The following is a 19,197-nucleotide window of genomic DNA, read 5'->3' on the forward strand; positions in this document are numbered from 1 at the left end:
GTCCGAGGGCTCGGGACTCATCCCCAGACCACCGCAGAGTCGAGCGTGTCGTCCGCGAAACCGATGAAGAAGCCCATGGTGAGCCGGTCGGAGCCGGAGACCCGCTCGATCGAGTGGTACCGGGTGGGGTTGATCAGGTAGACGTCGTTCGCCTGTGGGCGGAACTCGTGGCCGGGCACGTCCCTGACCACCTGCTCGTCGTAGCCCAGCCCACTCTGGATCTTGTACTGCTCGTCGGCGGCCGCCCAGGGCTTGCGGTAGATCCGCAACTCGCCGCCGCTGTCGCACTCCTGGATGCACACCACGCAGCTGAGCTGGTAAGCCAGATCCTGAAGGGCCACCTCGGTGCCCGCGGCATCGCGCATGATGTTGTCGTTGTGCAGGGGATTGCGGACGCCGTCGGCGTGGATGCGGATCACCGACTCCGCGTACTCGCCCCGCCCCGGTTGCGCCGCCGGCTCGAGGCTGCTCAGCCCGAACTGCACCCGCAGCCCGTCCCGGACGTGCTGGGCCAGGTCGAATGAGACGCCCTCCAGCATCACCTTCGCCTCCTTCGCGGCCTGGAGGTAACCCTCGAAGTCGTCGAGGTACTTGGCCAGGTACGGGCCAATGGTCGTGAGCGCGCCGTTGGCGTACGTGGTGGTGGAGGCCGAATCGAAGACCTCCCGGAGCCGAGCTCGATTCTCGGCGAAGACCTCGTCGGGAAGCAGGTTGCGCAGCACGACGACGGCCACGTCGCCGTCCACCAGCCGGCGGAGTAGGTCTCCGGACGGGCGGGTGGTGCGGACGTCGACGACGACGCGATTCCAGTTTTCAGACTCGTACATGTTGACGTTCTCCTTCGGGTCGGGATGCGGTGGCGGCAGCGGGCAGCGGCAGTTCCAGCACGTGGTCCGTCGGCAGGGGAGTCCACCTGTCCACCGCGCCCAGCGCCGGGATGATCTCCGAGGACACGATGGTGGCTCCGGGACGGTCCAGCCGGGACATACCGAAGTAGATCGGGCGGTCGTTGTCGGCGGGGCTCCAGTGCACGACGTAGGCCGCGTTGAGGTTGACCGCGATCGCGTTGCCGGAGGTGCCTCCCGTCGGGACGGCCCGCAGCCTGGTCAGGGTCTCCACCGGGTCGAGAGCCTCGGCCCCGGGCGGAACGATGTAGTCGAAGTACTCCAGCGAGTCGAACCGGGACGCGGGCAGGCCCAGCCGGTGGTACACGGTGGGCATGAACCCGTTGTGCATGAAGTACCAGGGGAAGTCCCCAGCACGTTCCAACGGGTGGGTGAACTCCAGGCCATGGTTGGTCGGGAGCGTGGCATGGCGGGTGTGGATGGCCAGGAAGGTGGAGCGCAGGCCGATGAGGGGTGACTCACCGACGCTCTCCTCGATCGGCCGCACGTCGCGATGCGTCCGCAGGTGTGGCGCGTCGGGGGCGCTCCACACCGCACCCCAGCCGTTGGGGTGGACCCGCACCGGGCCCTCGTGCGTGGCGGTGCGTCCGCAGGCCATCGCGACGGCGGCGTCCACCATCTCACGGACGTCGAAGTCTCCCACGCAGAGCAGTAGTCGGCACATGAGCGATCAGCCCTCCCATCGGTCGGCGACGACGGACCGCAGGTTCTTGAGCACCTCGTCAACGTGGTCGCCGGTGATCAACAGTCGGCCCAGGGCGCCGGCATGCCGCAGCACGTCCGAGGCCAGGGCGGCGCGGTCCACCGCCGGCAGGTCACGCTCGGGCGGCGCGGGCAGACGGAGGATCCGCACATCGGGGTCGACGTCGGCCATCGCCTCAGCGACGGCGAGTTCCTGCGGCGAGGTGAGAGACACCTGACCGGCGACCCCGTGACGCGAGCGGGGCGGCAGGAGGGCCGGTGGCGTGTCGTCCAGATGGCACCGGACGGCGATGTCGGCCCAGTCCATGCCGGTCGCAGCGGCCACGAGCGCCACCAGCCCGCCACCGGAGAGCCGGAAACCCATCTCGACGAACACCGGTCCGGCGTCGCCGAGGATGGCGTCGAGGTGGAACGGGCCCTCCCGGTAGCCGGCCGCGTCGACGGCGGACCGCGCCAGCCGGTGCAGCGCGGCGTCCGCGTGGTCACCATGCTCGGCGACGTGGCCGATCTCGCGGAACCCGGACAGCCCGGTGGCACCCGGGGCGTCCTGCGGTTCCACAGCCGTCAACTTGTGGCAGACGCTGAGCAGGTACACCCGTCCGGCCCGCACCACGCCCTGAAGTGAGACCTCGGGACCGCGTACGAACTCCTCCGTGATGACCGCCTCGAACGAGGCGCCGCCGTAGTTGCGCAAGCCGGTGATCACCGACAACGCCTGCCGGCGCTGGGCCTCGTCGGCGGCCAGCAACACCCCCAGGCCGCCGCCGCCGTCAACCGGCTTGACCACCTGCGGGTAGGCCAGGTCGGTCCGGGACACGCCACCGTCGGCGGCGAGCACAGCGCTGCGGGGCTGCGGCAGCTCCGGCGCGACCCGTGCGAGCGCGGCCCGCTGCTCCTGCTTGTGCAGTGGCTCGAACGTGGCTCCCATCCGCGGCCACGGCGCCGTGCCGAGGGACCGCGCCGCGGTGAACGCGGCGTCGACGTAGCGCTCGAAACCGGTGAGCAGCAGGGCCGGTGCGATGCCGGCCTCCGCCAACGCGGCGATGACCTGCCGGGGGTCCTCCGGGCGCGACACCGCCAGCTCCACGTCGAACTGCCGGCGACCGAGGTCGCGGCGTCGGCGCAGGTAGCTGGCCGTCTCCACCAGCACCGCCCGCATCCGCCGGGACCGGGCGCAGTCCAGGTACGGGTCGAGCCCGTCCCGGGTGGCCCCCACCTGTACGAAGTCGGATCCACCCGGCTGCGGCGCCACGCCGGTCATCGCCCGGAAAGCAGTTCGGGAACCGCGTGGCCGTCGGCTCCCCGCAGGCTGAGGACGACCTTCTTGTGCGGGTCGCCCTCCAGGATCGCGTCGATCAGCTCGCCCTTGACCGGCGTGGTGGACGGCAGCCGCAGCGAGCTGCGATAGAGCAACCGCAGCTGTGCGAGGGTGAGTCCGGTGATGCGCTGGAGCCGGCCGGCGAGGGCCGCCACGTCCCCGGCCGGCGGCACCACGTCCTCGCCGAGCAGATCGTGGATGGTCTCGGTCGAGCTCACCAGATCCGGCTGCTCATTGCTCAGGTAGCGGTCCAGGTGCAGGCCCTTCTCCGTGAACGGCGCGTACACCATGGCGACGAGCTGCTCGTCGGTCAGGCCGTACGCCTCCATCGCGTACGCCTGCATCGCCGAACGCATCCGGGCTACGGCTGCGGCACCGGCGTAGCGCTCCCGCATCACCGTGATGAGGCGATCGGGGAACTCCTTCTGGTGCATCAGGCCCAGAGCGAAGTCGACGTACTCGGCCAGGCCCTCGGCGTACGTCCGGCCGTGGCGTCGCTCGGTCTTCAGCGCCCGCAGGTGCGCCATGAGCGCCGGGTTGCCGCAGTCGGACTCGGTGAAGCTGAAGGCGACGTCGTCGAAGACGAAGCCGAGGAACTCCGTCAGCAGATCCCAGTGGTCCCCGGAGGCGTATGCCGTGTCGTCGTAGATGGAGAAGAACTGAAGATCGGTGCGGACGTCGGTGGTGATGGCCCGCTCGGCGATGGTGTCCGTCGCGTCCGCACCGTGGATGTCCGCGAAGTAGGCACCGGAAATCTTGTCGAGGGAGGACAGGAAGCCCTTGAAGCCGCTCCGGTGGTCGGGCGACGGTTGCAGGCCGAAGCGCCGGGCGAGGCGGGTGACCCACAGGAAGTAGTCCCGTTGCTCCGTCTGCGAGTCACCAGTGATGATCACGTTGACCCCGCCGTCGTGGGCGGCGGCGAGCCCGAAGGCGTTGACCATGCTGAGGTTGCAGGCGTTGCAGAAGGTGGGCCTGGCGTCCGCGGCGGTGCGGTGGCCGGTCATCAGGATGTCGACCCGATTGCGCTCGACGACCTCACGCCGCTGCGGCAGGTCGACGTCGAATGTCGACACCACCGACCCGTCGACCACCAGTAGTTCACAGTCGGGGTCGTCGAGCAGGCCCAGCGCCCGGTACGCCCGGTCGATGTTCTCCATGACGGCGCGCGGCATACCGGCATGCCGGTTCGTCGCCACCCGCATCCGGAAGGTGCTGCCGTAGATCTCGGCGAGGACGAGCTGCATCGCCCGGACGAAGGCGAGGGTGTACGAGCTGTCCTTGCCGCCGCCGTAGGCGACGAGGACGACGTTGCGGTTCAGCGACGCCGGTTCGGGCAGCGCGGCGTACAGGCGCATCGCGCAACGCGCCGCGCTGGTCAGGTTCTCGCGGGACATCGCGGAGCGGAGGGCGGTCAACGCGTCCCGCCGGGTTGCGACCCGGCTGGGGGAGCGCTCGACTGTCGGAGTCACCATTGAGATCGATCACCTTCCCTGTGGCCGTCCCATCAGGGACCGCACGCGATAGGGCAAGCGCATATGACCGACGACCGGGCGAAGGTGGAATTGCCCGGGCGTACGGATATGGCGTGCCTTTACTGTGTTCCTGGCATCGGGTGATTGTCGTCGTCCGTCACGACCGGACCCGGGAAATGAGAAGCCGAACAGCTATCGGATAAGACTTCGTTTAGCATCGGCAATGACATCGGCGGCCCACCATGGAGCGGCCCTGTGATTGAACCTCAATTGCGCCCCCGTCCGGCAACCCGTTCGATCCCTACAATGGGGTAGGGGGTGCCAGGTGGTCAAGCCGCAATCTCGTAGTTTGAACCTGGCCCCGCCCAAGCGCATCACTTCGACCTATCGGAAATGGCCGAAAGGCTCCTGGTCAGCCAGTCGTCGAACGTCGTGCGGACGTCGCGACATTCGGGGAATCAGAGTGGGCGGTCCGCGCAGCGGATGCTTCGTGCAACGCGTCGAGGGCGGCGGTGATCGCCGGCCGGTCGCTGGTGCTCGCCCGCCACACGGCCATGATCTGGCGGGAGCTGGTTGGCCGCAGCGGCAGTGCCACGACCTCCGACGGCAGGCGCCCACGGCCCAGCCGGGGCAGCAACGCGACGCCCAGCCCGGCGGCCACCAACGACACCTGGGACTGGTACTCGTCCACCTGGCAGGTGATGTCGGGCTGCCGGCCCCGCTCGGCGAAAGTCCGCAGCAGCCACGCGTGACACATCGATCCGGGACGCTGGCTGATCCACCGCTCGGCGACCAGGTCATCGGCGGAGACCTCGTCCCGGCCTGCCAATGGATGCCCGGCCGGCAGGAGCACGTCGGCGACGTCGTCGCCCAACGGGGTGCACCGCAAGCCGTCGGGGAGGACCAGCGGGGTGTTGTGCCAGTCGTGCACGACGGCGACGTCCACCTCTCCCTCGGCCACCAGGTCGACGCCGCGGAGCGGGTCCACCTCCGACACGCGGAGGTCCAGGCCGGGGTGCCGGCGGGTCAGCTCCACCAGTACGTCCGGCAGGAGTCCTCGGCAGGCCGTCGGGAAGGCGGCGAGTGTGAGGCGGCCGGTCGGCGTTCCGTGCTGGAGTTTCAGTCGGGTCTCCGCCCGCTCCAGGGCCGCCAGCACCTCCCCCGCCGTCTGCGCGAGGATCTGCCCGGCGGGGGTCAGCGCCACCCGGCGGCCCTCGCGGTCGAGAAGGGGGGCGCCGGCCTCCCGCTCCAGCTTGGCGATCTGCTGTGACACGGCGGACGGCGTGTAGCCGAGCGCCGACGCGGCCCCGCTGATGGAACCGAAGGTCGCCACGGCGTGCAGCGCACGCAGCCGGCCCAGATCGTGTAGTGAAGCCATGCTAACGAACTCCCATTAGAAAGTGTCAGCCTTCGGGTCCTTGGCGGCGGCGCCGGATGAGACATCATGGGTCCGGTCCGGTGGCGCGTGCCGGGTAGGAGGATGGGCGGTGAGGAGATAACGATGAAGCCGACTCATGTCGGGCTGGTCGTTTTCGTCGCGGCGGTCTGGGGCGTGAACTTCGTTGTCATCGATGTAGGTCTGCAAGACTTCCCGCCGCTGCTCTTCTCCGCACTGCGTTTTATCCTCGCCGCGATACCGGCGGTCTTCTTCGTTGGTTCGCCGCGGGTCGCCTGGCGGTGGGTTCTCATCGTCGGAATAGTGCTCGGCGTGCTGAAGTTCAGTTTCCTCTTTATCGGGATGCACGTCGGCATGCCCGCCGGACTTGCTTCCCTGGTGTTGCAGAGTCAGGCGGCGTTCACCATTGTTCTCGCCACTTTGCTGCTGCGCGAGCGGCCCAGGGCGGTGCAGTTGGTCGGCCTGGGCGTCGCCATGGCCGGGATCGTCCTGGTGGGCACGCGGCTCGGTGGGACGACGCCGGTCGCCGGGTTCCTGTTGGTGCTGGCTGCTGCCGCCTGCTGGGGACTGGCGAACATCGCGACCCGCAAGGCCAACCCGCCGGACATGTTCCGGTTCATGGTCTGGGTGAGCGTGGTTCCTCCCCTTCCGTTGCTGATCCTCTCGGCCGTCTTCGAGGGCGTTCAGGACGACCTCGCCGCGCTGCGCTCGATGTCGGTGTCCGGTGTGGTCGCCGCCGTGTACGTGGCCTGGGTCGCGACCCTGCTAGGTTACGCGATCTGGGGATACCTGATCCGGATCCACGGAGCCACCTCGGTGGCCCCCTACGCGTTGCTGATACCGGTGTTCGGTCTGGGCGCCGCGGCCGTCTTCCAGGGTGAGCCCCTTACCGCCGTCACGATCCTGGCCAGCGTGCTGGTCATCTCCGGGGTCGCGGTCGGTGCGGTGCGCCTCCCGCGGCCGGCGTCGTCCGAAGCCATCGTGCCGGTCGGCGGAACCGACGACGCCGTTCCGGTCCTCACGGCGCGGCGTCTGCCGTTGGCCGCCCTCTACAAGGACGGCTCGCCGTTTCGTTGTACCCCGGGCTCCGGCTCGGCGACGGCCTGCACCGAAGGCTGCGCCAGTCGGACGTAGTCGGCGGTCCGCAGGCTGACGGAGCGTTCCAGCGAGCCCGCGTTGAAGAAAATCTTCTCGTGCTCCAGCAGCCCGGGATCGACGATCAGGTCCAGTGCCGCACCGAAGGTGAAGGGCACGATGGTGCCGCTTGGCGACCCGGTCAACCGCTCGGCCGTCGCCGCATCGGCGAACATGGCGTGCCGCGCCTGGTATTGCTCCTTCAGCCGGTCGAGGTTCAGGCGCTGGTCCCCGGGCACGACCGCCAGGACGTACCGGGATTCCTTCTTGGTGATCTTGAGGCGCACGACTATGCACTTGGCCGCCTGCCCGGCGGGGTGGCCCCGCAAGGCGCTGACTTCGGTGGTGCGCCCCTCCGGCCGGTGATCGAGGGAACGGTAGTCGGCGCCTCCCTCGTCGAGCAACGCGATCAGCCGCTGCTCGGTGGTGCCGTCCGTGCCATCTGTGCCGGTCGGGGCGAGCCGGAGTTCTTCGTGCATTTCCATACTTTAGTGCTCCCTCGTCATTTTGCCTGTCCGGGCGCGCAGCCGGTGGCGCCAAGCCGAGGCCGTTCCTCGGACAGCCGGATGTCGAGCGGGCGGGAACGTCATCCAGCCCCTCCGCATGGGCGGGAGGGGCCGGCCGCCCTGCGGCGAAGCGGGACGGCCGAGCATCGCTCCGAGGGCGGCCCGCCGGTGATGTTCTCTGGTCTGCCCATCCACTGCGGGGAGGGCAGCATCGGCACTGTGACAGGGTCACGCGGAGTTGCGCCACTTGCGGCCGTTCCGGCCGATGAGCCGATCGGCGTCGGTCGGGCCCCAGGAGGCGGCCTCGTAGGTCGGGATCGGCGAGTTGTCCTTCTCCCAGTTCTCGATGATCGGGTCGACGATCCGCCAGCACTGCTGCACCTCGTCGCTGCGGATGAACAGCGACGCGTCACCGATCAGCGCGTCCAGGAGCAGACGCTCGTACGCCTCCGGGGACTCCTCGACGAACGTCTGGTCGTAGGAGAACTCCATCGTGGCAGTGCGGACCCGGAAGGAGTGGCCCGGCACCTTGGCACCGAAGCGCAGCGAGATGCCCTCGTTCGGCTGGATCCGCAGGATCAGCGCGTCGGCATCGAGGCCGGTGAGCTGGTCGGTCGGGATCGGCAGGTGCGGCGGCCGCTGGAACTGCAGTGCCACCTCGGTGAGCCGGGCCGGCAGGCGCTTGCCGGTGCGTACGTAGAACGGCACCCCGGCCCAGCGCCAGTTGTCCACGTTGAGCCGCATAGCGGCGTAGGTCTCGGTGCGCGACAAAGGGTCCACGCCGGCCTCCTCGCGGTAGCCGGCCATCAGATCCTCGCGGGTGCCGCCCCGGGTGTACTGTCCCCGGACCGCAGCCTCGGCGATGTCCCGGTCGGTGGGGAGCCGGATCGCCTGCAGCAGCTTCACCTTCTCGTTGCGCAGGCCCTCAGCCTCGAATGAGGCTGGTGGCTCCATCAGTGCCAGCGCGAGGACCTGGAGCACGTGGTTCTGCACGATGTCCCGCATCGCGCCGGCGTCCTCGTAGAAGCCGCCGCGGCTGCCGACGCCGAGGGTCTCGGCGACGGTGATCTGCACGTGGTCGACCCAGGAGCGATCCCAGATGGGCTGGAAGATCGAGTTCGCGAAGCGCAGCGCCAGCACGTTCTGGACGGTGTCCTTGCCCAGATAGTGATCGATGCGAAAGACCTGGTGCTCGTCGAACGCGCTGTGCACGACGCGGTCGAGCTCACGGGCCGTGACCAGGTCGCGCCCGTACGGCTTCTCGATGACCAGGCGGGAGAAGGAGCCTTCGCGTGGCTGGTTGAGCCCGACGCCGGCCAGTCCGTTGATCACCGGCTCGAAGGCCCCGGCGGGGGTGGACAGGTAGAAGAGCCGGTTGCCGGACGTGCCCCGCTGTGCGTCCAGCTCGTCGAGGGTCACCACGAGCCGTTTGTAGGTCTCGGGGTCGTCGTAGCCGCCCGCAACGTACCGCACGCCGCCCTGGAGCTGGCGCTTGCTGGCGAGGGTACGTTCGCCGAGGGCGCTCTCCATGAACTGCTCATCGGTCATCGGCGTGCGCGCGACGCCGACCAGCGCGAACTGGTCCGGGAGCCGCTCGTGCCGAGCCAGGCTCTCGACTGCGGGCAGCAGCTTACGCCGGGTCAGGTCACCGGAGGCACCGAAGATCACCAGGGCGGCCGGCGGGGCACTGCGATCCTGGATGAGCTGAGTTGCGCGGTCCATGGTCTGCGTTCCTCCGGGCACAAGGGATGTGGGTTCGGGGGTGTCGTGCTGTCATGCCAAGGAATTGTGCGGCTGTGGGGGTGGTGTCCGGGGGCCACGCGGCGTGGCCCGTTGGTCGTGGAGCTCGAGCGTCCCATGCCGGGCTGACGGTTGGGCGACTCGGTGCGGTCTGTGGGAGTCGGAGTGGGACGCCCTCGTGGCCGCGCCCGCGGGCCCGGCCGAACGGGACGGGTGGCAGCGCCGGAATCGCCTGGTAGAGCACCCTCGCGCAGTCGTGCGACGTTCGTGGCGATGATGCGCAGCACTTCGGCGCGGCTGACCGCGCGCTCAGGCCGACCACCTGGTCGGTAAGGACGAGCGCCCTGGCGACAGCGACGGCGGGTCACCTGTTCAACGCGCCGACCCGTCGACAGCGGATCTGCCGCACGAGGCACCCAAGGCCCCTGACCAGGAACAGCATGGCGGTGATCGCCAATTCTGGCAGGCGGCCCGCGAGGGAGGTTTCCCAGCCCTGCTTGAGGATGCCGGGATATCCACCAGGAACAGCAACCCGGTGGCGAGTGCCGGCACCCGGATGTAATTCAGGGGTGACGGCCGGGGCGGCGCCTGCCCGGCGCGGCCCGGCATCGAGCGGTGTGCGGCGGTGACTGGCCATCCGTACCCGCATGGCTGGCGCCTTTGACCCGCCCTGGCGAGCAGAGAGTGGGCGTCGCGCATCTGGGTGGCCTGGAGGACCGTCTGGCTCTACAACCGGGCTCGCTTTAGTGACCGCACCTGCGCCGACGCCGGATCGTCCACAGGGCGGCGAGGCCACGCAGTCGTACGCCCGACCAGGTTTGTCGTGTGGACCACCCCTTGACGGAGGCGCTCGCAGGCGGGCGGTGTGCTGACCCATGGCCAGCAGGCGGGGCCGGTCGAGCCTGACGAGGCGATCGCCGCCCCGCACGGCGGCGACGACCAGCGTTGGCCGCACGCCGTCATGGCCGCGGTCGTGGTGCGGTCCCGCCGAGGGCCGGCCTCCCATCGCGGGAGACCGGCCCTCGCTCAGCAGCGCGCTCAGGCGGCGAGCTTCCCGGCGATCTTGACGACCCGCTCTGCCATGTGGTCGAGGGCCGAGAACTGGGCGTCGCCCAGCGGGGCGTCGTTGCTGCCACCGGTGACGTGCGAGACGCCGTACGGGTTGCCGTCGGCGAACTTCAGCGGGTCGGTGTAGCCCGGGGCGACAACCAGACCGCCGAAGTGGTGGACGGTGTTGTAGAGCGCGAGAAGGGTCGACTCCTGGCCGCCGTGCGCGGTCATGGACGCGGTGAAGCCGGCGTACACCTTGTCGGCGAGCAGCCCCTGCGCCCACTGCGGGCCGAGGGTGTCGATGAACTGCTTGAGCTGGCTGGCGACGTTGCCGTAACGGGTGGGCGTGCCGAACAGCACGGCGTCCGCCCAGACGACGTCGTCGGCGGTGGCCTTCGGCTCGTTCCTGGTGGCGTCGAAGTGCTGGCTCCAGGCGGCGTTGGAGGCGATGGCCTCCGCCGGGGCGAGCTCCGGAACCTGACGCAGCCGCACCTCGGCGCCAGCCTTCTCACCGGCCTCGGCGAGGCGCTTGGCCATGGCGTGGAGGGTACCGGTGGACGAGTAGTAGATGACGGAGAGCTTGGTCATCGGAGGCATCCTTCCCAAAGTAGTTGCTGCTGATAAATTTGCTGCAGCAACAATCTTGACTCTAGCAGCCACCGCGCGGCACCCCCAACGGCCCGACCAGGCCCAGCTCCGTGACAAAGCGCACCAGGCGACGGGCTCGGGCGGCGGCCGTCCAGCCGATGACGCGGAGGGCTCTGGCCCTACGATGAGGCGATGGACCCCGCGGGGGCGGCGCCGGTGATGCGGTATCAACTGCTCGGACCGGTCGAGGTGTGGTCGGCCGACGGAGAACGGATGGCCCTCGGGACGCCGATGCAGGTGCGCCTCCTGGCCGTCCTGATGTCGGACCCGGGCACCGGGTGGTCCATCGACCAACTCGTCGATGAGCTGTGGCAGGGACGCCCACCGAAGACGGCAGCCGGCAACGTGAAGACCTATGTCTGGGCGTTGCGCCGGGCGCTACGGTCCCCAGGCTCGCCCGACCCCGCCATCCTCGCCGGGCCCACCGGCTACCGCCTCGCCCTCGACGCTCGGACGGTGGACAGCGTCGCCTTCGACGATCTGGCCCAGCGCGGATATTCCGCCCTGCGGAAGGGGCACCGGTCAGCCGCTCAGGAGTCGTTCGAGGCCGCGCTGGCGCTGTGGCGTGGGGAACCGTTCGCCGGCCTCCCCGGCTGGGGTGCGCTGCTCTCCGTCCGCGCGCGGCTTCAGGAGCAGCGGTCGAGCCTGTTGGAAGAGGTCGCGGACCTCCGGCTGCGCGCCGGACGGCATCACGAGCTGATCGAACCACTTCGAAGCCAGATCGACGACGAGCCGCTGCGCGAGCGCCCATGGGGACAACTGATGGTGGCCCTGGCGCGGGCGGGTCGACGCGCTGACGCGCTGGCGACGTACCGGCAGCTACGCCAACTGCTCGCCGACGAGGTGGGAGTCGAGCCCGGTCCCGATCTCCAGCACCTGCACACCCGCATCCTGCGGGCCGAGCGGGAACTGTTGACATCGCAGGAGCGGCCACCGGAAACCCCCACGCCGCAGGCCGTCGTCCCCCGGCAGCTGCCGGCCCCACCGGCGTTGTTCACCGGCCGGGCCGGCGAGCTGGCCCGGCTCACCACGCTGCTGCTCGATGACCCCGGTTCGGCGGGCACCGTCGTCATCACCGGCACCGGCGGCGTCGGAAAGAGCTGGCTGGCACTGCGCTGGGCGTACGACAACCAGCATCACTTCCCCGACGGGCAGCTCCACGTCGACCTGGGTGGATTCGGCACGGCGACGCGGGCGGCGTCGCCCTCGGCCCTCGTCGTACGTTCGCTGCTGCCCGCACTGGGCGTGAAGCCCCTGGAGATCCCGGCCGAGCCGGCGGCCCAGTTCGCCCTCTACCGCAGCCTGACCGCCGACCGCCGGCTGCTCGTACTGCTCGACAACGCCCGTGACGCGGAACAGGTGCGTCCGCTGCTGCCCGGGTCGACCCGCTGCGGTGTGCTCGTGACGAGTCGCCACACTCTGACCGGCCTGGTCGCCGCCGAGGGCGCCCACCCTCTCGCGCTGGACCTGCCCAACGACGACGAAGCGCGCCAACTGCTCGTACGCCGACTGGGCGCGCGGCGGACCGCCAGCCAACCGGCGGCGGTGGACGAGCTGATCATTCGTACCGCGCGGTTGCCCCTGGCCCTGTCCATCGTGGCCGCGCGAGCCGCCGCCCGACCCACGTTCCCGCTCCAGGCCATCGCCGACGACCTGGCGGCGAGCCGGAGCGCCCTCGCCGCCCTGGTCACCGACGACGCCGCCACCGACGTGCGGACCGTGCTCTCCTGGTCGTACCGGCTGCTCAGCGTGGACGCGGCCCGGCTGTTCCGGCAGATCAGCCTGCACCCCGCCGCGGACGTCAGCGCGGCGGCGGCGGGCAGCCTCGCCGGGGCGCCGCCGCACCTGATCCGGCCGGCGCTCGACGAGTTGACCCGGGCGAACCTCCTGGCCGAGCCGTCCCCCGACCGCTTCCGGTGTCACGATCTGCTCCGTGCCTACGGGCAGGAGTTGACGTACGCGCTCGACTGTCCGGCCGAACGCAGGGCCATCCGGAGACGCGTGTTCGACCACTACCTGTGTGTCGCTCGTGACGCGGCGAGGCTTGTCGACGCCGGTTGGCAGCCACTCGATCCGTCGTCCCTGCACACCGACACCGCACCGCTGGCGCTCGCCGACCACCGGGCCGCGCTGGCCTGGTTCACCATCGAACAGCGGGTGCTGCTGGCCGCCGTCGACGACGCGGTCGCGCACAGCTTCGACGCCCACGCCGGGCACCTCGCCCAGGCCCTCACCCCTCTGCTCAGCCGGCTGTCGCAGTGGCACGACCTGGCCGCCGTACAGGCCGTCGCGGTCACTGTCGCGCGGCGCCGCGCTGATCCGCGGGCCGAGGCGCTCGCACACCGGGACCTGGCGCTGGCCCACATCCAGCACCGCCGCTTCGGTGCGGCCCACGATCACCTTCGGCGCGCGATGGCCCGGTACGACCAGGCCGGCGACCGCCCGGGGAAGGCCAGCGCACACCTGCACCTCGCCTGGCTCGCCGACATCGAGGGCGACGTCGCGGCGGCACTGCCGCACGCCCGGGCGGCGCTGGCGCTGGCCAGCAGCACCGACGACCCGCTCGGCGAGGCGGCAGCGCTCAACGCGCTCGGCTGGACCCATGCGCGGCTGGACGAGCACACCCGCGCCATCGACTACTGCGAGCAGGCGCTCGCGCTCTACGAGGAGGCCGAGGACCGGCTCGGCGCGGCCCACACCTGGGACAGCCTCGGCTTCGCCTACCACGGCCTCGGCATCCACCCGAGGGCGGCAGACTGCTATCGGCGCGCGCTCGCGCTCTACTCCGACGTCCAGGACCAGTGCGGGACGGCCGACACGCTCGTGCGCCTGGGCGACATCCATCAGGCGGTCGGCAACCACGACACCTCGGTCGACCTGTGGCGACAGGCGTTGGTGATCCTCGACCGGGTCGGTCATCCGCAGGCCACGGTGCTGTCCGAGCGGCTGGCGGCGTACCGGTGAATTCCCTGCGCCGACCCTCGCCGGACCGGCATGGATCCGACGTGGACCGGACGCCGGCAGGCTGAACGAATGCTGACCACGAAGAGAACCACCTTCCGCCATCCCAGCGGGGTCGACCGTCGCCGCCGACGTCTCATCGGCAGCCTCTCAGCCGTCGTCGCGGTCCTCGTCGCCCTGTCGCTCAACGCCCCACCGTCGCTCGCGGGCACCACGCCGGTCGAGGCGGGCGGCAACGGGCCGGTCACCGCGAACACCACAAACGGTTGGAGCGGCCGGATCGACTGGCAGGCGTGCCCGGAACGGCCCGACGATCCGGGCACCCGCTGCGGCACCCTGCGTCTACCGGTCGACTGGACCCGGCCGGGAGGGGAGACTTTCCAACTGGCGCTGGCCCGGCACACCGCCACCGACCCGGCCGCCCGCATCGGCGTCCTGGTCTTCAACCCCGGCGGTCCCGGTCTGTCCGGAGTGGACGTGGCGCTGACGGCCGACAGTCAGCTCGGGCCGGACGTGCTGCGCCGCTTCGACATCATCGGGTTCGATCCGCGAGGCACCGTCCGTAGCGCACCGGTGCGCTGCTCATCGGCGTTGCTGGCCCGGCACCCCTCCCTGGCGCCGGCCGACGCGACCGAGTACGAGCGGCTGCGCACCTACAACCGCCAGTTGCGCGAGGACTGTCGCGCCCACAGTGGTCCACTGTTCGACCACCTCGACAGTGTCAGCGTCGCGCGTGACACCGACGCCATCCGGGCGGCCCTCGGCGAGCGGCAGCTCAGCTTCTACCAGTGGTCGTACGGCACCCTGATCGGGCAGTCCTACGCCGAGCTGTTCCCCGACCGCGTCCGCGCGCTGGTCATGGACAGCGTGATGGACCACAGCCAGGAAGTCAGGGAATACTCCCGCAGCGGCGCGGCCAGTAACGAGGCCCTGTTCCACGAGTTCGTGGCCTGGTGCGAGCGGAACCCTGGCTGCGCGCTGCACGGGCGCGACGTGCCGGCGCTCTTCGACCGGCTGATGCGCCGTGCCGACGCCGGCACGCTTGTCGACGCGGGCACCGGCGCCAAGCTGAGCTGGTTCGAACTCGGGTTCGCGACATTCGTCAACTTCTTCGACGCGACCTGGGCCGATCTGGCGAGCATGCTGCTGGCGCTGGAGCGGGGCGAGGCCTCCTCGATCGCCTCTCCGATGGTGCCGGTCGACCCCGACACCGACCTGACCGAGTACGCGCTACCGGCGTTCTGCCAGGACTGGTCGCTGCCTGTCGACGGGTTCGCCGAGTGGAACAGGTATCTCGAACTGTCCCGCGCCGCGGCGCCACACCTGCGGGCCTCGCCGCTGGCCGTCCGCTTCACCGCGATCTGCCTGGGCTGGACGGCGAACAACCCGCAACATCAGCTGCGGGTGCGGACGAGCGCGCCGCTGCTGGTGCTCAACGGGCGGTACGACCCGGCCACCCCGTACGACGGGGCCCAGCGGGTGGTGCGGCAGCTCGGCAGCCAGGGCCACCTCCTCACGTATGAGGGGTCGGGTCACGCCAGCTACCCACGGACCGAGTGCACCCGTCGTCAGGTGGAGCGGTACCTCATCACCAGAACCACACCACCGGTCGGCGCGAGCTGCCCGGCCGCCGGGGTCTGACGCGTCGACGTCGTGACGGTGACACCCCAGCTCACGGTAGGTAGTGCGACAGGTCAGTCTCCTACCCGCCGGCTGGGGTGTCGCCGGTCGTTCGCGGCGCATCAGTGGATCAGGAGTCGTCGGACGGGTCGGCCGGCTGCTGTCCCGGCCAGAAAGGCCACTCCTCGAACGACCGGCACCGGCCGTCGTCGGCGAAGCGCATGACCCACAGGTCGCGGTACTCCTGGTCGACCGGGTCGCCGTAGCGAACCTCCTGGCGCGACACGGCGGTGTCGCCCTCCACCGCGACGATCTCCGTGGTCATCCGGAACACCTCGTCGGGACCCTTGCGCTGCTTCTCCCACATCCGGGCGATGGCCGGCAGACCGACGACCGGCGTCCAGTACGGCCCCTGCCGGTAGCTCGCGTCCTCGGTGAAGAGCGTGACCAGCCCGTCCGTGCCCGGCGTCCGCCAGAGCCGCTCGTAGGCGGCGAGCCAGTCCTCGACGTGCTTCCTCTCCATGGACATCACCTTGCCACCCGAGCGGCGGCCAGCCGGGCGAACCACTGGGGCAGCGCTCCCACCGACCCGGTGAGCGGGTGAGCAGCGGCAGATGGAGATCTGCTTCGCCGTCTTCGCTAACGTCCTCGAGTTGGACGAGCACGGGTATCCGCTCAACGAGAAGTACGCCGAGCGCCTGCCGCCACCTGGCTCTACTAGTACTGCACTGGGAAGCTACCTGCCGAAGAAGCAGACCTCTCCTCTCGGGGAGTCGAGCTCTATCTGACGTCAGACTCTGAAACGGTGCTGCCCTGCCCTTGCTGCACGGATATCGCTGGCCCGGCCGAAATGGGTCCGGCGCGATCGCGTCCTGGTCGGCGCTGATGGGGTGCCATGCCCGTCGACGAGGTGCGGTCGGTCATACGCCAAGTCGTGCCGACCTGATGGCTTCGGTGCGATGGCGAAGGCGAAGATCGGCAACACGTTGACCGAGTAGAGTCTCGCGTCGTGGTGGCAGAGCTCGATCAACAGGGTGACGATGGCCGCCGTCTCGGTCAGGAAGCGATGCGCCGGCTACGGCTCAGATCCGTGTGTGCGGTCGACCCCGGCCTCACCGACTCGGAACTTGATTCGATCGAGCAAGAACTCGGGTTCCGGTTTGCCGCCGACCACCGGGCCTTTCTGGCTGCGGGACTGCCCGTGAACACCCGCGCCGAGCCACGCGAGCCGGACGTGATCCACACACACCCGCAACCGTGGCCCGACTGGCGGAACGGGGACCGTGACCAGCTGCGCAGTCTGCTGGCCTGGCCCAGCGAAGGTGTGCTGTTCGACGTCGAGAACAACGGCTTCTGGTACGACGGCTGGGGTCCACGCTCAAGCGGCACCGCATCGGCATTGGCGACAGCGACCCGCATGCTGGCGCAGGTCCCGAAGATGGTGCCTCTGTACGGGCACCGGTATCTCCCTGGTGAGCCGGGTGCCTTCGGCCACCCGGTGCTGTCAATGTGGCAGACCGACATCATCTACTACGGGTTGGATCTGGCCGACTACATCGACCGGGAGTTCGGTCGCGTGGGCCCAGGCGAGACCCCGTGGGAGCCGAAGGCGAGCGTCGAGTTCTGGCGCGACCTGGTCTGAGCCGTACGCTCGCCGGCGGTCCATCTGGCGCGAGCCGATCGCTACGGGTAGCTGTTGTCTCGGCGAGAGTAGGCGTAGCGCTGAGGGCCGCCCGCGCTGTAGACCGCCGCTCATCCAGGTGATGAGAGGAAGTCGATCGGATCGCTGATGGCCCATGATCGTGCACGTCCGGCATCATGGCTGGCATGGACGTCGAGGAACTGATCGTGCGCCATCCGCAGGTCTTCCACACGATGTCGGCAACCGCTTGGCCATCGGTCCAACGGCACGGCCTGCTGTCCACGCAGCGACTGATCGATCTGTTCGGCCTCGACGCTGGCGAGCGTGATCGCCTCTTGAGCGCACCTCGCAGGCAGTCCACCGTTCTGCGTGCCCCCGGCTTGGCGCCCGCCGTGATCCGGGATCAGAAGCCGATGAAATTCGTCGCGGAGAAGATTGATCCACACTCCTCGCTGACCGAGTACCTCGCGGCCATCAACTCTCGGGTCTTCTTCTGGGCCAGCGCCGAGCGACTGGACCGGCTACGTCGAGCGAAGGCGTACCGCACGGAGGATCAAGTCGTCCTGTACGTCGACACCCGCGCTCTCGTCGAGCGATACGGCCCACAAATCGAACTCTGCCGGCTCAACTCCGGGGCGGTAACCCAGAAGAACCACCCGCTGCGAGGACACCGATCCTGGCTGCCGATCGCCGACTACCCCTACGACGAGTACCGCCGCCGGTATGGCCGCGATGGCGCCTTGGTCGAGGTCACCGTCCTGGACGCCGTCCCTGACATCCTCGACCTGACCAACAAGATCGAAGGCACCATCGACTGAGCTCTACTGGCCCGGCCGCCAGCGGCGCGGCCAGACTGAGTTGCAGTCCCCCAATTGGTCTCGGCCTCCGACGGTCATGCGCTGCAGGGGTCGGCGAGAACCGCGGATCGGGGGAGCAGATCGAAAGCAACAGGGTGCCCTGAACGGCCTTGAACTTCGCGGTTCTGCACAGCAGTCGACAACGCTCCATGCGGCCTGGCGGGGGAGTCTGCGCAGGCCATGGCGGTAAGGATCTGTGGCCGCGGCGTAGTCACTCCGGCTCTCAGCAGGCCGACGATGGGCACTCAAGGCATCGTCCTGTATCGCAGCCGTGTCTCCACAGCGAAGCCGCCAGACGGGAGGCATCGCTGTTGTGCGTCGTCAGTAGTGACTGAAGACCTGGCGAACGGTAATGCCGAGCGCGGCCGATACTTGCGCTGCCTCGTCGGGCGACAACCAGCTGCGGCCTGGATCGCGAACCAGTAGTTCGAATCGCGCAAACGCGGCCGGCCAGTGGTAGTCCAGGTCGTTGAGCGAGACCGTTGCGCCGCAGCACGGTGTCACGGTTTCCAATGTCGCGAAGCGAGTGGCATAGGCATCATCCATGCGCTCCTGCCACCAGTCGGCATTCAGCGGAGCCTTGCAGGCCGGGCAGCCGACTGCCTCGAAGTTGGCGCCCTGGTCAATGAACGTAACGTCGGCGTACTGACGGGCGACCAGCTCTCCCGCGCCCGGACACATCGCCGAGACGACCTCGACCGCAGTATCCGCGGCGTCCTGCGCCGGCACCCACGCCGGCACGGTCGGCACGACACGAAGGAGATCCTCACTCACGCCCGTATCCTCCACCAGCTGCCGCCAAGCCGGTATCCCCACCTGCCGCTTTCCGGGTATCGCCATGCGGTGGGAATATGGCATGGAGGTTCCCGGCGGGGTCGGGCACGATACGGGCGTGATGCTGCTGGTTCCTGCGGATCCACTGCGACCGCGCCGTCCCGACGAGCACTTCAGGGCGGAGGCGGTCGCCGCTCGTGAGGCCGGGCTCGACGTGGCTGTTGTCGACCACGACGCACTGACCAGGCCGGATGGTGCGGAGCAGGCGGTGGATTTCCGGCTCCCGATACAAGCCGCCGAGCTACCGGGCAAACCTTACGTTCGTCAAGCAAGATCTCGGTCCTGACAGGACGACACGCCCGTCCCCCAGCCGCTGGCGACAGTGGACCCGCAAGTCGCTTGCGGTGGTGATGCCCAGTCGGTGGAACGTCCGACCGGCCCTTCGGTTGGCAGCGGTGTCAGTGTCGCGGAT

The 19,197-nt window shown here is 69.5% G+C and carries 15 protein-coding genes; 5 read left to right on the plus strand and 10 right to left on the minus strand.

Annotated features, from left to right (window positions below; genetic code table 11):
* Nucleotides 1-17: 17 nt before the first annotated feature.
* From B0E54_RS00195 to B0E54_RS00215, 5 genes are all read right to left on the minus strand, one after another.
* Nucleotides 18-827, minus strand: coding sequence for a hypothetical protein (locus B0E54_RS00195; RefSeq protein WP_234580923.1), 810 nt, complete (start codon nt 825-827; stop codon nt 18-20).
* Nucleotides 814-1,569 (minus strand): class II glutamine amidotransferase, encoded by a 756-nt coding sequence (locus B0E54_RS00200; protein ID WP_234580924.1) that lies wholly within the window; start codon nt 1,567-1,569, stop codon nt 814-816. Before B0E54_RS00200 ends, B0E54_RS00195 begins: the two co-directional genes overlap by 14 nt.
* Before the next feature lie 6 nt (nt 1,570-1,575).
* Nucleotides 1,576-2,868: an acetyl-CoA carboxylase biotin carboxylase subunit family protein gene (locus B0E54_RS00205; protein ID WP_234580926.1), complete on the minus strand. Its 1,293-nt coding sequence runs from the start codon at nt 2,866-2,868 to the stop codon at nt 1,576-1,578.
* The gene (locus B0E54_RS00210) at nt 2,865-4,397 is read right to left on the minus strand and encodes a hypothetical protein (protein WP_234580927.1); all 1,533 of its coding nucleotides are present in this window, start codon (nt 4,395-4,397) and stop codon (nt 2,865-2,867) included. The genes B0E54_RS00205 and B0E54_RS00210 overlap by 4 nt, the downstream gene beginning before the upstream one ends.
* Nucleotides 4,398-4,809: 412 nt before the next feature.
* Nucleotides 4,810-5,775 carry a LysR family transcriptional regulator gene (locus tag B0E54_RS00215; RefSeq protein ID WP_234580928.1) on the minus strand — a complete coding sequence of 322 codons (966 nt, stop codon included), beginning with the start codon at nt 5,773-5,775 and terminating at the stop codon, nt 4,810-4,812.
* 123 nt (nt 5,776-5,898) lie between these two features.
* Between B0E54_RS00215 and B0E54_RS00220 the strand changes: the two genes are divergently transcribed.
* Entirely contained in the window at nt 5,899-6,927 is a 1,029-nt protein-coding gene (locus B0E54_RS00220) for an EamA family transporter (RefSeq protein ID WP_234580929.1), read from the plus strand.
* Here B0E54_RS00220 and B0E54_RS00225 read toward each other — a convergent pair.
* From B0E54_RS00225 to wrbA, 3 genes are all read right to left on the minus strand, one after another.
* On the minus strand, nt 6,843-7,406 hold the full coding sequence (locus B0E54_RS00225) for a YbaK/EbsC family protein (RefSeq protein WP_234580930.1): 564 nt from the start codon (nt 7,404-7,406) through the stop codon (nt 6,843-6,845). The two genes, B0E54_RS00220 and B0E54_RS00225, sit on opposite strands and share 85 nt — an antisense overlap.
* Nucleotides 7,407-7,661: 255 nt before the next feature.
* Nucleotides 7,662-9,155, minus strand: a complete 1,494-nt coding sequence (gene zwf / locus B0E54_RS00230) for a glucose-6-phosphate dehydrogenase (protein WP_234580932.1) — start codon at nt 9,153-9,155, stop codon at nt 7,662-7,664.
* A 1,056-nt stretch (nt 9,156-10,211) separates the two neighbouring features.
* Nucleotides 10,212-10,820, minus strand: a complete 609-nt coding sequence (gene wrbA / locus B0E54_RS00235; RefSeq protein WP_374109226.1) for an NAD(P)H:quinone oxidoreductase — start codon at nt 10,818-10,820, stop codon at nt 10,212-10,214.
* A gap of 183 nt (nt 10,821-11,003) precedes the next feature.
* On the opposite strand from wrbA, the gene B0E54_RS00240 reads away from it, so the two are divergent.
* Together B0E54_RS00240 and B0E54_RS00245 are read left to right on the plus strand one after the other, a co-directional pair.
* Nucleotides 11,004-13,835: an AfsR/SARP family transcriptional regulator gene (locus B0E54_RS00240; RefSeq protein WP_234580937.1), complete on the plus strand. Its 2,832-nt coding sequence runs from the start codon at nt 11,004-11,006 to the stop codon at nt 13,833-13,835.
* 69 nt (nt 13,836-13,904) lie between these two features.
* Nucleotides 13,905-15,473 (plus strand): alpha/beta hydrolase, encoded by a 1,569-nt coding sequence (locus B0E54_RS00245; protein WP_234580938.1) that lies wholly within the window; start codon nt 13,905-13,907, stop codon nt 15,471-15,473.
* A gap of 109 nt (nt 15,474-15,582) precedes the next feature.
* On the opposite strand, the gene B0E54_RS00250 is transcribed toward B0E54_RS00245, so the two are convergent.
* Nucleotides 15,583-15,975, minus strand: coding sequence for a nuclear transport factor 2 family protein (locus B0E54_RS00250; RefSeq protein WP_234580939.1), 393 nt, complete (start codon nt 15,973-15,975; stop codon nt 15,583-15,585).
* A 489-nt stretch (nt 15,976-16,464) separates the two neighbouring features.
* Here B0E54_RS00250 and B0E54_RS00255 point away from each other — a divergent pair, with 489 nt between their 5' ends.
* Together B0E54_RS00255 and B0E54_RS00260 are read left to right on the plus strand one after the other, a co-directional pair.
* Nucleotides 16,465-17,094, plus strand: a complete 630-nt coding sequence (locus B0E54_RS00255; protein ID WP_234581253.1) for a hypothetical protein — start codon at nt 16,465-16,467, stop codon at nt 17,092-17,094.
* 185 nt (nt 17,095-17,279) lie between these two features.
* Complete coding sequence (locus B0E54_RS00260; RefSeq protein ID WP_234580940.1) at nt 17,280-17,912, plus strand: hypothetical protein; 633 nt, start codon at nt 17,280-17,282, stop codon at nt 17,910-17,912.
* A 360-nt stretch (nt 17,913-18,272) separates the two neighbouring features.
* Here the strand turns inward: B0E54_RS00260 and B0E54_RS00265 are convergent, their stop codons facing one another.
* The gene (locus B0E54_RS00265) at nt 18,273-18,725 is read right to left on the minus strand and encodes a hypothetical protein (RefSeq protein WP_234580942.1); all 453 of its coding nucleotides are present in this window, start codon (nt 18,723-18,725) and stop codon (nt 18,273-18,275) included.
* Between the last annotated feature and the right edge of the window lie 472 nt (nt 18,726-19,197).

Source organism: Micromonospora sp. MH99 (assembly GCF_021442385.1).
Classification (GTDB): Bacteria; Actinomycetota; Actinomycetes; order Mycobacteriales; family Micromonosporaceae; genus Micromonospora.

Coding starts and splice junctions, on each gene's coding strand:
- B0E54_RS00205 (WP_234580926.1), bottom strand. CDS start 2,868: ATGACCGGCGTGGCGCCGCAGCCGGGTGGATCCGACTTCGTACAGGTG.
- zwf (WP_234580932.1), bottom strand. CDS start 9,155: ATGGACCGCGCAACTCAGCTCATCCAGGATCGCAGTGCCCCGCCGGCC.
- B0E54_RS00210 (WP_234580927.1), bottom strand. CDS start 4,397: ATGGTGACTCCGACAGTCGAGCGCTCCCCCAGCCGGGTCGCAACCCGG.
- B0E54_RS00250 (WP_234580939.1), bottom strand. CDS start 15,975: ATGGAGAGGAAGCACGTCGAGGACTGGCTCGCCGCCTACGAGCGGCTC.
- B0E54_RS00225 (WP_234580930.1), bottom strand. CDS start 7,406: ATGCACGAAGAACTCCGGCTCGCCCCGACCGGCACAGATGGCACGGAC.
- B0E54_RS00260 (WP_234580940.1), top strand. CDS start 17,280: ATGGACGTCGAGGAACTGATCGTGCGCCATCCGCAGGTCTTCCACACG.
- B0E54_RS00200 (WP_234580924.1), bottom strand. CDS start 1,569: ATGTGCCGACTACTGCTCTGCGTGGGAGACTTCGACGTCCGTGAGATG.
- wrbA (WP_374109226.1), bottom strand. CDS start 10,820: ATGCCTCCGATGACCAAGCTCTCCGTCATCTACTACTCGTCCACCGGT.
- B0E54_RS00245 (WP_234580938.1), top strand. CDS start 13,905: ATGCTGACCACGAAGAGAACCACCTTCCGCCATCCCAGCGGGGTCGAC.
- B0E54_RS00240 (WP_234580937.1), top strand. CDS start 11,004: ATGGACCCCGCGGGGGCGGCGCCGGTGATGCGGTATCAACTGCTCGGA.
- B0E54_RS00220 (WP_234580929.1), top strand. CDS start 5,899: ATGAAGCCGACTCATGTCGGGCTGGTCGTTTTCGTCGCGGCGGTCTGG.
- B0E54_RS00195 (WP_234580923.1), bottom strand. CDS start 827: ATGTACGAGTCTGAAAACTGGAATCGCGTCGTCGTCGACGTCCGCACC.
- B0E54_RS00215 (WP_234580928.1), bottom strand. CDS start 5,775: ATGGCTTCACTACACGATCTGGGCCGGCTGCGTGCGCTGCACGCCGTG.